Source organism: Nocardioides ureilyticus (assembly GCF_051280745.1).
Lineage (GTDB): Bacteria > Actinomycetota > Actinomycetes > Propionibacteriales > Nocardioidaceae > Nocardioides.
The window spans coordinates 79694-93587 of record NZ_JBNCOG010000007.1; the positions used below are offsets into that span (position 1 = coordinate 79694).

A 13894-nucleotide genomic window follows, 5' to 3' on the forward strand; every position below is an offset into this window, starting at 1 on the left:
CAAGATGTGCCCATGACCGATCCGACCCCGGCCACCGAGGACGCACGCGAGGAGCACCGGCGGCTGGCCGAGGAGGTCGACGAGGCGCGCTGGCGCTACTACGTGCTCGACGACCCCGCGCTCTCCGACGCCGACTTCGACCAGCGGATGCGCCGCCTCGAGGAGCTCGAGGAGCAGTTCCCCGAGCTGCGCACGCCGGACTCGCCGACCCAGAAGGTCGGCGGTGCGGTGTCGACCGAGTTCACCGCGGTCGACCACCTCCAGCGGATGGAGAGCCTCGACAACGCCTTCTCCGTCGAGGAGCTGGAGGCGTGGTATGCCCGGCTCGCCCGCGACGGTGCCGAGACCGCGGCCCTCCTGTGCGAGCTCAAGGTGGACGGCCTGGCGATCAACCTGCTCTACGAGGACGGTCGGCTGGTCCGGGCCCTCACCCGCGGCGACGGGCGCACCGGCGAGGACGTGACGCCGAACGTCCGCACCATCGACGGCGTGCCCCATCGGCTCACCGGCTCCGACGAGCACCCGGTGCCACGGCTGGTCGAGGTCCGCGGGGAGGTCTTCCTCCCCGTGGCGGCCTTCGAGCGGCTCAACGAGGCGATGGGCGAGGCCGGCAAGCCGCTGTTCGCCAACCCGCGCAACGCCGCGGCGGGCTCACTGCGCCAGAAGGACCCACGCGTCACCGCGAGCCGGGCGCTGGGCATGGTCTGCCACGGGCTGGGCAAGCGGGAGGGCTTCGAGCCGCGCGCGCAGTCCCAGGCGTACGACGCGCTGCGGGCGTGGGGCCTCCCGACCTCCGACCGGGTGCGCGTGGTCGAGTCGCTCGCCGAGGCGCAGGAGTACATCGAGCACTACGGCGAGCACCGCCACGACGTCGACCACGAGATCGACGGCGTGGTGCTCAAGGTCGACGACGTGGCGCTCCAGCGCCGGCTCGGGTCGACCAGCCGCGCCCCCCGGTGGGCGATCGCCTTCAAGTACCCGCCCGAGGAGGTCAACGCCCGGCTGCTGGCGATCGAGGTGCAGGTCGGTCGCACCGGCCGGGTCTCGCCGTTCGGCCGGATGGAGCCCACGCGGGTGGCCGGCTCCACCGTCGAGAAGGCCACGCTGCACAACGCCCACGAGGTGCGCCGCAAGGACGTGCGGCCAGGGGACACCGTGATCCTCCGCAAGGCCGGCGACGTGATCCCCGAGATCGTCGGCCCGGTGCTCGCCCTCCGACCCGAGGGGCTGGCGGAGTGGGAGATGCCGACCGACTGCCCGGCCTGCGGCACGCCGCTGTACCAGCAGAAGGAGGGCGACCGGGACCTGCGCTGCCCGAACCACCAGCGCTGCCCGGCGCAGGCGCGTGAGCGGGTCTACCACGTCGCCGGCCGGGGGGCCTTCGACATCGAGGGTCTCGGCTACGAGGCGGCGACCGCCCTCCTGGACGCCGGGGTCATCGCCAACGAGGGCGACGTCTTCGACCTCGACGAGGAGAAGCTGGTCCGGGTGCCGCTGTTCACCCGCGCCCCGAAGAAGGAGGCCCTTCGAGACGGCGCTGGCGCGCCTCCTCGAGAACCGGGGACCAGGGAGCTCAACGCCAACGGCCGGCGGCTGCTCGACCACCTCGCCGAGCGCAAGGACGTGCCGCTGTGGCGGGTCCTCGTCGCGCTCTCCATCCGCCACGTCGGCCCGACGGCCGCCCGGGCGCTGGCACAGGAGTTCGGCTCGGTCGAGCGGATCCGGTCCGCGACCGAGGCCGAGCTCGCGGCGGCCGAGGGTGTCGGCCCGACCATCGCTGCGGCCGTCATCGAGTGGTTCACGGTCGACTGGCACGTGGAGATCGTCGAGAAGTGGGCCGCCGCGGGCGTCACGATGGCCGACGAGCGCGACGAGTCGACGCCGCGGACGCTGGAGGGACTGACCGTCGTCGTGACCGGCTCGCTGGAGGGCTACAGCCGCGACGAGGCCAAGGAGGCGATCCTCTCCCGCGGCGGCAAGGCCTCGGGCTCGGTGTCGAAGAAGACCGACTACGTGGTGGTGGGGGAGAACGCCGGCTCCAAGGCCGACAAGGCCGAGCAGCTGGGTCTGCCGATCCTCGACGAGAACGGCTTCCGTGCCCTGCTCGACGGTGGGCCCGAGGCGGTCAGCGGCTGAAGCTGTAGGAGTCCCCGGTGAACCGGGGACTCCTGCAGCAGCGGTCCAGCGCGCCCGGGGTCGCTCAGGACGCGAGCTTCCCCGCGACGGTGAGCGCGCGGGCGACCAAGTGGTCCAGGGCCGCGTAGTCGTCGTCGTTCAGCTCGGTGGACTGGCCGGTGACCTTGCCGACGCCGTACGGGTTGCCGTCGTTGAACTTCAGCTGGTCGGTGTAGCCCGGCGGGACGATGATGCCGCCGAAGTGGCAGAACGTCGTGTGCATCGCGAGCAGGGTCGACTCCTGGCCACCGTGCTTGGTCTGGGAGGAGGTGAAGGCGGTGTAGACCTTGTCGGCCAGCTTGCCCTGCCCCCAGAGCGGGCCGAGGGTGTCGATGAAGGCCTGCAGCTGGCTGGTGACGTGCCCGTAGCGGGTGGGGGAGCCGAAGACGACGGCGTCGGCCCAGTCGAGGTCCTCGGGCGTGGCCACCGGCTGGTCCTCGACCTCGCGACGGTGGGCCGCCCAGGCCTCCTGGCCCTCGACGACCTCCGACGGCGCGGTCTCCGCGACGTGGCGGAGGCGCACGTCGGCGCCCTGCTTCTCCGCCGCCTCCGCGACGCGCTGGGCCATCCGGTGGGTGGTGCCGTAGCTGGAGTAGTAGATGATCGCCAGGTTGGTCATCGGGTGGGTCTCCGTCCGAGAAAGGGTGCGGGGCGAGCTGGGACTCGGTCCACGCGTCGGTTGACGTTTCAATCGATCCGGTGCCCCACCGGCGCGCCGGCAAACGGGAGCGGCTCCTAGGATTGAGCCCATGCCTGAGATAACGCGTGACGAGGTCGCGCACCTGGCGAACCTCGCCCGGATCGACCTGGACGACGCCGAGCTCGACCACCTTGCCCCGCAGCTGTCGGTGATCCTGGAGTCGGTCGCCTCGATCAGCGGCGTCGCCGGCGAGGACGTCCCTCCGACGTCGCACCCGCTGCCGCTGACCAACGTCTTCCGCGACGACGTGGTCACGCCCTCGTTGAAGCCGGAGGAGGCGCTCGCGATGGCGCCCGAGGTGGAGCAGCAGCGCTTCGCCGTGCCGCGGATCCTGGGGGACGAGCAGTGACCGCCGCTACCCCTGAGACCCGGACCGCCGCCCAGCTCGCCGACGCGCTGGCCGCCGGCGAGACCACCTCGGTCGAGCTGACCCAGGCGCACCTGGACCGCATCGCGGCGGTGGACGGCGCGGTGCACGCGTTCCTTCACGTCGACGCGGAGACGGCCCTGGCCCAGGCCGCGGAGTCCGACGCCCGCCGCGCCGCGGGCACGCCGGCCTCGCGGCTCGACGGCGTCCCGATCGCCGTGAAGGACGTGCTGACCACGACCGGCATGCCCACGACCTGTGGGTCGAAGATCCTCGAGGGCTGGGTGCCGCCGTACGACGCCACGGTGGTCCGGCGCCTCAAGGAGGCCGGCCTGCCGATCCTCGGCAAGACCAACATGGACGAGTTCGCCATGGGCTCCTCCACGGAGCACTCGGCGTACGGCCCCACCCGCAACCCGTGGGACCTCGACCGGATCCCCGGAGGCTCCGGCGGCGGGTCGGCTGCCGCGGTGGCCGCGTTCGAGGCGCCGCTGGCCCTCGGCACCGACACCGGCGGATCCATCCGCCAGCCGGGGGCAGTCACCGGCACGGTCGGCGTGAAGCCGACGTACGGCGGCATCTCGCGCTACGGCCTGGTCGCCATGGCCAACTCCCTGGACCAGGTCGGCCCGGTCACCCGGACGGTGCTCGACTCCGCGCTGCTGCACGAGCTGATCGGCGGCCACGACCCGCTCGACTCCACGAGCATCGACCAGCCGCTCCCGGCCCTGGTCGCCGCGGCGCAGCAGGGCGCGGCCGGCGACCTGACCGGCGTCCGCGTCGGGGTCATCAAGGAGCTGCAGGGCGAGGGCTACCAGGCCGGCGTCCAGGCGCGCTTCCAGGAGTCGGTCGACCTGCTGGTCAAGGCCGGCGCCGAGGTCGTCGAGGTCTCCTGCCCGAGCTTCGTGCACGCGCTGGCGACCTACTACCTCGTCATGCCGTGCGAGGCCTCCAGCAACCTCGCCAAGTTCGACGCCATGCGCTACGGCCTGCGGGTGCGACCCGAGGGCGTGGAGAACCCGAGCGCCGAGGAGGTCATGCGGGCGACCCGCGACGCCGGCTTCGGCGACGAGGTCAAGCGCCGGATCATCCTCGGCACGTACGCACTCTCCAGCGGCTACTACGACGCCTACTACGGCCAGGCGCAGAAGGTGCGCACGCTGATCGGCCGGGACTTCGATGCAGCCTTCGAGCGGGCCGACGTGCTGGTCTCGCCCACGGCGCCGACCACGGCGTTCCGCCTGGGGGAGAAGCTCGACGACCCGCTGGCGATGTACCTCAACGACCTCGCCACCATCCCGGCCAACCTCGCCGGCATCCCCGGCATGTCGCTGCCGAGCGGTCTGGCCGACGAGGACGGCCTGCCGGCCGGGTTCCAGATCCTGGCCCCCGCCCTGGCCGACGACCGTCTCTACCGGGTCGGCGCCGCCCTCGAGGCCGCGCTGATCGAGCAGTGGGGCGGCCCGCTGGTCCCTCCCGAGCCCGTCGAAGGGCTAGCCCAGGCACCCGGTCTCGACAAGCTCGACCAGCGAGAGGACTCCCGATGACCACCACGAGCGCGCGCGAGGCGCTGATGCCCTGGGACGACGTGCTGGCGTCGTACGACCCGGCGCTGGGCCTGGAGGTCCACGTCGAGCTCAGCACCGCCTCGAAGATGTTCTGCGGGTGCCCCACGGAGTTCGGTGCCGAGCCGAACACCCAGGTCTGCCCGACCTGCCTGGGCCTCCCCGGGGCGATGCCGGTGGTCAACGGCAAGGCCGTCGAGGCGGCGATCCGGATCGGACTGGCCCTCAACTGCGAGATCGCGGAGTGGTGCCGGTTCGCGCGGAAGAACTACTTCTACCCGGACATGCCGAAGAACTTCCAGACCTCGCAGTACGACGAGCCGATCGCCTTCGAGGGCTTCATGGACGTCACCGTCCCGACCGAGGACGGCGAGGGCGAGACGTTCCGCGTGGAGATCGAGCGGGCCCACATGGAGGAGGACACCGGCAAGTCGCTCCACGTCGGCACCTCCGGCCGGATCCACGGGGCCGACTACTCGCTGGTCGACTACAACCGGGCCGGCATCCCCCTCATCGAGATCGTCACGAAGCCGATCGTCGGAGCAGGGGAGCGGGCCCCGGAGATCGCCCGGGCGTACGTCGCGCAGCTGCGCGAGCTGATCATCGCCCTCGGCGTCTCCGACGCGCGGATGGACCAGGGGTCGATTCGCGCCGACGTCAACCTCTCGCTGTCACCGAAGGGCTCCGGCACGCTCGGCACCCGCACCGAGACCAAGAACGTGAACTCGCTGCGCTCGGTCGAGCGGGCCGTCCGCCACGAGATGCAGCGCCACGGGGCGATCCTCGCCGGAGGCGGCTCCATCCTGCAGGAGACCCGGCACTGGCACGAGGACACCGGCGTCACCACGAGCGGCCGGGAGAAGTCCGACGCCGAGGACTACCGCTACTTCCCCGAGCCCGACCTCGTCCCCGTCGCGCCGTCGCGGCAGTGGGTCGAGGAGCTGCGCGGGACGCTGCCGGAGAACCCGACGCAGAAGCGGGCGCGGCTGCAGGCCGAGTGGGGCTTCTCCGACCTGGAGATGCGCGACACCGTCGGCGCCGGGGCGCTGGGGCTGGTCGAGGAGACCATCGCCGCGGGCGCCTCGCCGCAGGCCGCTCGCAAGTGGTGGCTCTCCGAGCTGGCCCGCCGCGCCAACGAGGCCGGCACCGAGCTCAGCGCCCTCGGCGTCTCGCCCGTCGACGTGGCCCGGGTGCAGGTGCTCGTCGACTCCGGTGCGATCAACGACAAGCTCGCCCGCCAGGTCTTCGACGGGCTGCTGGCCGGCGAGGGGACGCCCGACGAGGTCGTGGAGAAGCGTGGCCTCGCGATCGTCTCCGACGAGGGCGCGCTCTCGACCGCCGTCGACAACGCGATCGCCGCGAACCCCGACGTCGCCGACAAGATCCGGGACGGCAAGGTCGCGGCCGCCGGTGCGCTCATCGGCGCGGTGATGAAGGAGATGCGCGGCCAGGCCGACGCCGCGCGCGTCCGGGAGCTGGTGCTCGAGAAGCTCAGCTGACCGGCCACCGGCCATGTAACGCGACGTTTGCCGCTGTTCCTGCCCGCTGCAACGTGCGGATGGTGCGGCGAACGTCGCGTTACATGCGGCGCGCGCGCTCGGCGTGTGACGCGTGTGGCGGGAGTGACGGCGCTTAGCCTTGGCGCGACGGCCGCGACGCGGCCGCCTCTGATCGTTGCTGCCTCCAGGAGTGCCGTGCTGCCCGCCGTCCGCCGCGCCACGGCCGTGCTCGTCACGAGCACGGTCCTCGCCGTCCTCGTCCCCCTGCTGGCCGCCGCGCCGGCGACCTCGGCGCCGGCCCGGGTGACCGCGAGCAGCGCGGCGCACGCCGCGACCGACGTAGCCGCGAGCGCCCCGTCGGCGCGGCGGGACAGCCGCGCGGGGTGGCGGCCACGTGCGGGCGTGACGTTCAACAACCCGCTCGGCGACCGGGACCAGCGCCGCCGGATCATCCGTCAGATCATCCTGGCGGTCGACCACACGCCCCGCCGCGGCGAGATCCGGATCGCCAGCTGGAACGTCCGCAACAACGGTCTGGTCGCCGCTCTCATCGGCGCCCACCGCCGCGGCGCCTCGGTGCGGGTGATCATGTCCCGCGGCAACATGGGCACCCGTGAGGACCCCAATCCCGGAGTGCAGCGGCTGGCCCGGGAGCTGGCACGCCACGGCAACCGGTCCCGGCCGCCGGGCCGGCGCAGCCACCTGAAGTCCTGCATCAGCTCCTGCCGCGGCACCACGGGCATCTCGCACGCGAAGTTCTTCCTCTTCCGCGCCACCGGACGGGCGCGGTGGGTGGTCATGAACGGCTCCTTCAATGCCACCGACCTCGCCTCGAGCAATCAGTGGAACGACCTCTACACCGTCCGTGGCAAGCGGCCGGTGTACGCCGCGTTCCGGCGGACGTTCGCGCAGATGTGGCGGGACCGGCCCGTGCGCAAGGCGTTCACCCAGCACCGGACCGGGCCGGTCACCGCGATGTTCTACCCCTACGCAGGGCCGCGGGCCGGCCGGGTCGATCCGGCGCTGCGCGAGCTCCGCGCCGTGCGCTGCCGGGGCGCCCGCAACACCGCCAGCGGCCGCACCAAGGTCCGGATCGCCATGACCAGCTGGTTCGGCGACCGGGGCACCGACCTGGCCTGGCGGGTGCGCCAGATGCAGAACGGCGGCTGCAACGTCAAGATCGTCTACGCCGTCATGGGCAACGAGGTGCTGCGCATCCTGCGGCGCGAGGGCCGTCGGCCGGTGCGGATCCGGCAGATCACCCAGGACTTCGACGCGGACGGCGTCTACGACCGGTACCTGCACATGAAGGTGCTCACCATCCAGGGGCGCTACCACGGCGAGCGCTCGGCGTACGTCACCCTCAACGGGTCGGCGAACTGGTCACCGGCGGTGCTCAACAGCGACGAGGCCGTCCTCCGGATCCGCCGCAAGCCGGTGCTGCGCGACTACAACCGCTGGATCGACGTGCTGTACCGCAATCCGCCGGAGCCGACGTTCCTGCGGCTGGTCACGGGGCGCCGGACGGTCTCGAGCGTGCACCCGCGGGACGCGGTCGAGGCGCACTGACCCGACTCGTCGCGGCGAGTGCGGCGCGCCGTTTCGGGGGATGTCTGGACCGGTTGTTACCGTCCTCGCCGACGTCCGACGACCGACCGAACCCCGCGGAGTGCCTGGCCGATGACCGATCGACTGTCTGTCCGTCCCGCCCGGGCGGTGGTGACACCGGGCGCCCTGCTCGTGGCGTTGGCGACCACGCTCGCGCTGCTCGTCGGTCCGCTGGCGGTCCCCGCGGAGGCGGCGCGCTACACGCCGCCGGCCGGGGTGCGCACGAACAACCCGCTCGGTGACCGCGAGGCGCGCCGGCAGGTCATCGGACACCTGATCCGGTCGATCAACGCCGTGCCGCGCAAGGGGCAGATCAAGATCGCGAGCTGGAACATCCGCAGCGACGACGTCGTCGACGCACTCATCCGCGCCCACCAGAAGCGACGGGTGGGCGTGAAGGTGGTCATCGACCGTCTCAACGCCAACCCGGAGAACCCCAACCACGGCATCGACCGGCTGCAGCGGGCGCTGAAGCAGGGCAACGACAACCGCCGCGCCGGCCTGCGCAGCGGGCTGCGCAAGTGCGTCAGCGCCTGCCGCGGCCGCGGCGGGATCGCCCACTCGAAGTTCTTCCTCTTCAGCAAGGCGGGCAAGGCCCGCTGGGTGGTGATGAACGGCTCGGCGAACGCCACCGACCTGGCGGCGTACGGGCAGTGGAACGACGTGTACACCATCCGGGGCAAGAAGGCCGTCTACCGCGAGATGAAGACCGTCTTCGCCCAGATGTACCGCGACCGCAACGTCGACCAGCCCTATCGGGCGCGCCGCTTCGGCGACACCACGGTGATGACCTACCCCTGGCGGGGGTCGGGCACGAAGGGCGACCCCGTCCGACGGGAGCTCGGCAAGGTCTCCTGCACCGGGGCGCGGAACAACAAGGGCGGCCGCACGAAGATCCGCATCGCGATGACCTCGTGGCACGGGGAGCGGGGCAAGAAGATCGCCTGGGCGGTCCGGCGCAAGCAGAACCGGGGTTGCGACGTCCGGATCGTGTACGCCGTCGCCGGCAACGAGGTGCTGCGGATCCTGCGGCGCGAGGGTGCCCGGCCGGTGCCGATGCGCCAGATCACCCAGGACCCGAACGGGGACGGTGTCTACGACCGGTACCTCCACATGAAGGTGATGACGGTCAAGGGCCACTACGGGCGCGACCGCAGCGCGTGGGTGACGATCAACGGGTCGGCCAACTGGTCGCCGGCCGCGCTGGCCAGCGACGAGGTCGTGATGCGGATCAAGCGCAAGGGCGTGCTGCAGCGCTACAACCGCTGGATCGACTGGCTCTACCGCAACCCGCCGCCGCGGACGGGTAGCCGCACGGTCGCCGGCCGCACGAGCACCAGCGCCCCGGCGCCGGTCGTGCTCCCCGAGCACCTGCCGCTCGGCAGCCGCGTGGACGGGGTCGACCCCTACGCCCTCATCCCGCGGGGCTGACGTCCTCGCAGCCGACGTCCTGCAGGGCTGCGGCGTCAGGGCCGGACGAGCAGGATCTGGTCGTCGTCCGGCCGGGGGTCGCCGCGGCCGTCGCGGTTGCTCGTGGTCACCCACAGCATCCCGTCGGGCGCCACCGCCACGGTCCGCATCCGGCCGTGGTCGCCGACGAAGAACGACCTCGCCTTCCCGGCGCCGTCACCGGTGACCGGCACTCGCCACAGCCGCTCGCCGCGGAGCGCGGCGAGGTAGAGATGGTCACCGGTGAAGGCCAGGCCCGAGGGCGAGGCCTCGTCGGTGCTCCACTGCACCTGCGGGTCGACGAAGTCGCCGCCCGCGCCCCCCTCCGGCCGGCCCTCGACCGCGGGCCACCCGTAGTTGGCCCCCGCCTCGATCAGGTTGAGCTCGTCCCAGGTGCTGTCGCCGAACTCCGAGGCCCACAGCCGTCCGCGGTCGTCGAAGGCGAGCCCCTGGACGTTGCGGTGGCCCCACGACCACACCGGTGAGTCGAACGGGTTGCCCGGCGCGGGCTCGCCGTCGGGCGTGATCCGCAGGATCTTGCCGCCGAGGTCGTCGCGGTCCTGGGCGCGCGGCGGCTCACCGGCCTCTCCGGTGGAGACGTAGAGGTAGCCGTCCGGACCGAAGAGCAGCCGACCGCCGTCGTGGATGGCGCCGCGTGGGATGCCGGTGAGGACCGGCTCCACCGGCCCGAGCCGGTCGCCCTCCAGGTCCGCACGGACGACGCGGTTGTCCTCGGCCGTCGAGACGTAGAGGTAGAGGAGCCGGTCGGACGCGAAGTCGGGGGAGGGGGTGACGCCGAGCAGGCCGGCTTCGACGCCGGGCTCGGCGATCGCGACCGTCCCGAGCTCCGTGACGTCCCCTTCGGGGCTGACCCGCACCACCCGGGTGCTGTCCCGCTCGGTGACGATCGCGTCGCCGTCGGGCAGGAAGGCCAGCCCCCACGGCACCTCCAGGCCGGTGGCGACCGTGCCGACGACCTTCGGCCGGGCGGAGGTCTCGAGGGTGGTCTGCGCGTCACCGGTCGCGGAGGGGGACGCGCTCCCGGTCGGGTCGGAGGGCGAGCTCGTCGGCCCGTCCGTCGGCTGGGCCGAGCCGGTCCCCGTCACCTCCAGGTCGACCTCGTTCCCGCCCTGGCCGCAGGCGGCGAGGGCGAGGAGGAGCGGGGCGACGGCGAGCGACGCGAGCCCCTGGCGTACGGCGCGGGCTCGGCGGCGCTGCGGGGCGGGCACGTCAGGCCGTCCGCTCGTCGGCCACGCGGGCGAGCAGGTCGAGCAGAAGCCGGTGCACCTCGGCGGGGTGCTCCATCTGGATGAAGTGCGAGCCGTTCAGCTCGACGTAGGTGCCGTCCTGGACCCGGGCGGCGGCGGTGCGCATGTCGCGGGCGCCGGCCAGGAGGTCCCACTTCCCGGCGACGAAGACGCAGGGCACGGAGATGCCGCGCAGGGAGACCCGCTGGTGCAGCGCGGTCGCCGACGCCATGTGGAAGTACCAGTCGATCGGCGTGGTGAGGAACTCCTTCACCGCGGCCGCGGTCAGCTGCGGGTCGGCGACGGGGAACATCAGGCCGGTGTGGCTGAGCACGGCGACGGCCCGGTCGCCGACGGGGAGCCGCTGGGTCACCGGGGTGAGGACCCTGCCGCCTGCCTTCAGCGCGCGGGCGAGGCCGACCGTGAGGCTGCGGGCCGCGAGGCGCGGCAGGCGGAGGGGGGCGAGCATGGTGGCGTAGGTGTCGCCGGGCACGCCGGCGACCGCGAAGAGCGCCGTCACCCGCTCGGGGTGGTCGTAGGCCAGCTGGAACATCGTGTTGACGCCCATCGACCAGCCGACCAGCACGGCCCGGTCGACGGCGAAGTGGTCCATCACCGACAGCGCGTCCTCGACGAAGGAGTCGATGCCGACGGCGTCGTGGTCCGTGGGCCGGTCCGACCCGCCGACGCCGCGGTGGTTCCAGGACACGACCCGCACCCCGCAGTCGGGGTCCAGCAGCGCCGGCCAGGCGAAGGCGCTGGTGCCGAGGCCGTTGCACAGCACCACGGTGGGGCCGTCGATGCGGCCGTCGGGGTCGTTCGTCCAGGCGCGCAGGCGCGTCCCGTCGTCGGAGAGCACGTCGCGGAAGGCGATCGTCGGTGGCGGCGCGGTGACGGACACGGACCTCGGCATGGGTCAAGCGTGCCAGAGTGCGCCGACCGGCGGGGGGCTCCGCCGCGCGGCCAGCGGCTCAGCCGTGGCGCAGGTGGCCCCGTTCGGCGGCCGCGGACGTCGGGGCCGTCCGCTCCCGGTGCTGGCCGTGGAGCGCCGCGAGGTACGCCTCCACCTCGTCGTGCTCGGCGCGTCGCTGGGTCAGGGCGGTGGCGGCGACCATCGCATTGCGACGCGCCTGCAGCTGTGACTCCACCGGCCACTGGCGCGCCCGGTCCAGGACGAGGTGGAGGAGCTGGCGCGGTGGCATGCCCCGACGCTACGAGCCGTGCACGACCACCGGGTCACGCTCGTGTGTCGGCTCGGTGAACGGGCCCGGCGGAGGCCGGCTCAGTCGGGCACCGGGTCGGCGATCGTGCGGCCCGACCGGGTGGCCCCGACGCTCGCCGCGACGACGAAGGCCATCGCCAGCCACTGCACCGGTGCCAGCAGCTCGCCGAGGACCAGGATCCCGGCCAGCGCGGCTGCGGCCGGCTCGAGGCTCATCAGGATGCCGAAGACCGAGGGCCGGATCGATCGGAGGGCGACGAGCTCGCAGGTGTAGGGGATGACCGAGCTGAGCAGCCCGACGAGCGCCCCGAGGGCGATCAGGCGCGGGTCGACGAGCTGCTCGCCGTACCGGCCCAGCGCCAGCGGGCTGAGCATCAGTGTGGCCACGACGCTGGCGACCGCCAGGCCGTCGAGCCCGCGCCAGCGGCCCCCGGTCTCCGCGCTGAGCAGGATGTACGCCGCCCAGGCGACGCCGGCGAGCACGGCGAAGGCGATCCCGGCCGGGTCCAGGTCGGCCCGCTCGAAGCCCAGGAGCAGCACGCCGCATCCGGCGAGGCCGACCCAGACCAGGTCCCGGGCGCGGCGCGAGCCGAGGACCGCCAGCGCGAGCGGCCCCACGAACTCGATGGTGACCGCGATGCCGAGCGGGATCCGTTGGAAGGACTGGTAGATCGCCCAGTTCATGGTCCCGAGCGATGCGCCGTACCCGAGCACGACGAGCCAGTCGTGCCGCGACTTGCCGCGCAGGACCGGTCGCGCCACCGCCACGAGGACCAGGGCGCTGGTGACCAGGCGCAGCCACACGATGGTGGTCGGCGCCACCTCGTCGAAGAGGCTCTTGGCCACCGCCGCGCCACCCTGCACCGACGCGATACCCGCCAGCACCAGCCAGACCGGGGAGACCCGGAGCGATGAGTTCGGCGTCGGCACCGGGTCACGGTAGGGGAGACGTCGTCGACGGAAGGAGCGGGGCATGGCCCGCAGCACGATCCTGGTGGTGGGCACGCGCAAAGGTCTGTGGCTGGCGCGCTCGGACGAGGCGCGTGCGGAGTGGGAGCTCACCGGCCCGCACTTCGACATGGAGGAGGTCTACTCGTGCGCGGTCGACCTGCGGGGTGGGCGACCGAGGCTGCTGGCCGGTGCGTCGTCGAGCTGGCTCGGCCCGCAGGTCTGGCGCTCCGACGACCTGGGGGTCACCTGGCAGGACACTCCCGGCGGCGCCGTCCGCTTCCCCGAGGACGTCGACGCGAGCGTCGAGCGGGTCTGGCAGCTCGTGCCGGGGTCCGAGGCCGGTGTGGTGTGGGCCGGGACGGAGCCGGGCGCCGTGTTCCGCTCCTCCGACGGCGGGGAGAGCTTCGAGCTGGTGCGGTCGCTCTGGGAGCATCCGCACCGCCCCGAGTGGAGCGAGGGCTTCGGCGGGCAGGCCTTCCACACCGTGCTGCCGCACCCGACCGACCCCAGCTCGGTGACCGTCGCCCTCTCGACCGGCGGCGTCTACCAGACCGGCGACGGCGGGGCGTCGTGGCAGCCGCGCAACGTCGGCATCCGCGCCGACTTCCTGCCCGAGGGGCAGCAGTACCCCGAGTTCGGCCAGTGCGTCCACAAGATCACGCGGCACCCGGCCCGGCCCGAGCGCCTCTACCTCCAGAACCACGGGGGCGTGTACCGCTCCGACGACCATGCGGCGACCTGGACCGACATCGGCGCCGGGCTGCCGGCCGACTTCGGCTTCCCGGTCGTCGTGCACCCGCACGACCCGGACACGGTCTTCGTCTTCCCCAACAGCGGCGGCGCGGGCCGGTACCCGCCGGGGGCGAGGGCCCGGGTGTGGCGCTCGTGCGACGCCGGCGGCACGTGGGAGGAGCTCGGCGCCGGGTTGCCGGACGGCTTCTACGTGACGGTGCTGCGCGACGCGATGTGCGCCGACGACCACGACGCAGCCGGGCTCTACCTCGGTGCGCGCAACGGCACGGTCTGGGGCTCCGCCGACGCCGGCGAGACCTGGCGGTGCCTCGTGGACGGCCTCCCCGACGTCCTCGTGGTCCGGGCGGCGGCGATCTGA

Annotated in this window: 12 protein-coding genes; 7 read left to right on the top strand and 5 right to left on the bottom strand. The window is 73.0% G+C overall.

Annotated elements, in window-relative coordinates; genetic code table 11:
* Window positions 1-12: 12 nt before the first annotated feature.
* Window positions 13-2136 carry an NAD-dependent DNA ligase LigA gene (ligA, locus tag ACSMHG_RS05765; RefSeq protein WP_435742545.1) on the top strand — a complete coding sequence of 708 codons (2124 nt, stop codon included), beginning with the start codon at window positions 13-15 and terminating at the stop codon, window positions 2134-2136.
* A 64-nt stretch (window positions 2137-2200) separates the two neighbouring features.
* Here ligA and wrbA read toward each other — a convergent pair whose 3' ends face one another.
* Window positions 2201-2794 carry an NAD(P)H:quinone oxidoreductase gene (gene wrbA / locus ACSMHG_RS05770; protein WP_435742547.1) on the bottom strand — a complete coding sequence of 198 codons (594 nt, stop codon included), beginning with the start codon at window positions 2792-2794 and terminating at the stop codon, window positions 2201-2203.
* A 130-nt stretch (window positions 2795-2924) separates the two neighbouring features.
* Here wrbA and gatC point away from each other — a divergent pair, with 130 nt between their 5' ends.
* The 5 genes from gatC to ACSMHG_RS05795 all read left to right on the top strand — a co-directional run bounded on the left by gatC (window position 2925) and on the right by ACSMHG_RS05795 (window position 9345).
* Window positions 2925-3224, top strand: a complete 300-nt coding sequence (gene gatC / locus ACSMHG_RS05775; RefSeq protein WP_435742549.1) for an Asp-tRNA(Asn)/Glu-tRNA(Gln) amidotransferase subunit GatC — start codon at window positions 2925-2927, stop codon at window positions 3222-3224.
* Entirely contained in the window at window positions 3221-4789 is a 1569-nt protein-coding gene (gene gatA / locus ACSMHG_RS05780; RefSeq protein WP_435742551.1) for an Asp-tRNA(Asn)/Glu-tRNA(Gln) amidotransferase subunit GatA, read from the top strand. The genes gatC and gatA overlap by 4 nt, the downstream gene beginning before the upstream one ends.
* Window positions 4786-6306, top strand: coding sequence for an Asp-tRNA(Asn)/Glu-tRNA(Gln) amidotransferase subunit GatB (gene gatB, locus ACSMHG_RS05785; protein ID WP_435742553.1), 1521 nt, complete (start codon window positions 4786-4788; stop codon window positions 6304-6306). The genes gatA and gatB overlap by 4 nt, the downstream gene beginning before the upstream one ends.
* Window positions 6307-6501: 195 nt before the next feature.
* Complete coding sequence (locus tag ACSMHG_RS05790) at window positions 6502-7875, top strand: phospholipase D-like domain-containing protein (RefSeq protein ID WP_435742555.1); 1374 nt, start codon at window positions 6502-6504, stop codon at window positions 7873-7875.
* A 111-nt stretch (window positions 7876-7986) separates the two neighbouring features.
* Window positions 7987-9345 (top strand): phospholipase D-like domain-containing protein, encoded by a 1359-nt coding sequence (locus ACSMHG_RS05795; protein WP_435742557.1) that lies wholly within the window; start codon window positions 7987-7989, stop codon window positions 9343-9345.
* A 35-nt stretch (window positions 9346-9380) separates the two neighbouring features.
* On the opposite strand, the gene ACSMHG_RS05800 is transcribed toward ACSMHG_RS05795, so the two are convergent.
* The 4 genes from ACSMHG_RS05800 to ACSMHG_RS05815 all read right to left on the bottom strand — a co-directional run bounded on the left by ACSMHG_RS05800 (window position 9381) and on the right by ACSMHG_RS05815 (window position 12762).
* The gene (locus tag ACSMHG_RS05800) at window positions 9381-10592 is read right to left on the bottom strand and encodes a PQQ-dependent sugar dehydrogenase (RefSeq protein WP_435742559.1); all 1212 of its coding nucleotides are present in this window, start codon (window positions 10590-10592) and stop codon (window positions 9381-9383) included.
* A gap of 1 nt (window position 10593) precedes the next feature.
* On the bottom strand, window positions 10594-11523 hold the full coding sequence (locus tag ACSMHG_RS05805; protein WP_435742561.1) for an alpha/beta fold hydrolase: 930 nt from the start codon (window positions 11521-11523) through the stop codon (window positions 10594-10596).
* A gap of 58 nt (window positions 11524-11581) precedes the next feature.
* The gene (locus ACSMHG_RS05810) at window positions 11582-11812 is read right to left on the bottom strand and encodes a hypothetical protein (protein WP_435742563.1); all 231 of its coding nucleotides are present in this window, start codon (window positions 11810-11812) and stop codon (window positions 11582-11584) included.
* Between the two features lie 80 nt (window positions 11813-11892).
* Complete coding sequence (locus ACSMHG_RS05815; RefSeq protein ID WP_435742565.1) at window positions 11893-12762, bottom strand: EamA family transporter; 870 nt, start codon at window positions 12760-12762, stop codon at window positions 11893-11895.
* 43 nt (window positions 12763-12805) lie between these two features.
* Between ACSMHG_RS05815 and ACSMHG_RS05820 the strand changes: the two genes are divergently transcribed.
* On the top strand, window positions 12806-13894 hold the full coding sequence (locus ACSMHG_RS05820; protein WP_435742567.1) for a WD40/YVTN/BNR-like repeat-containing protein: 1089 nt from the start codon (window positions 12806-12808) through the stop codon (window positions 13892-13894).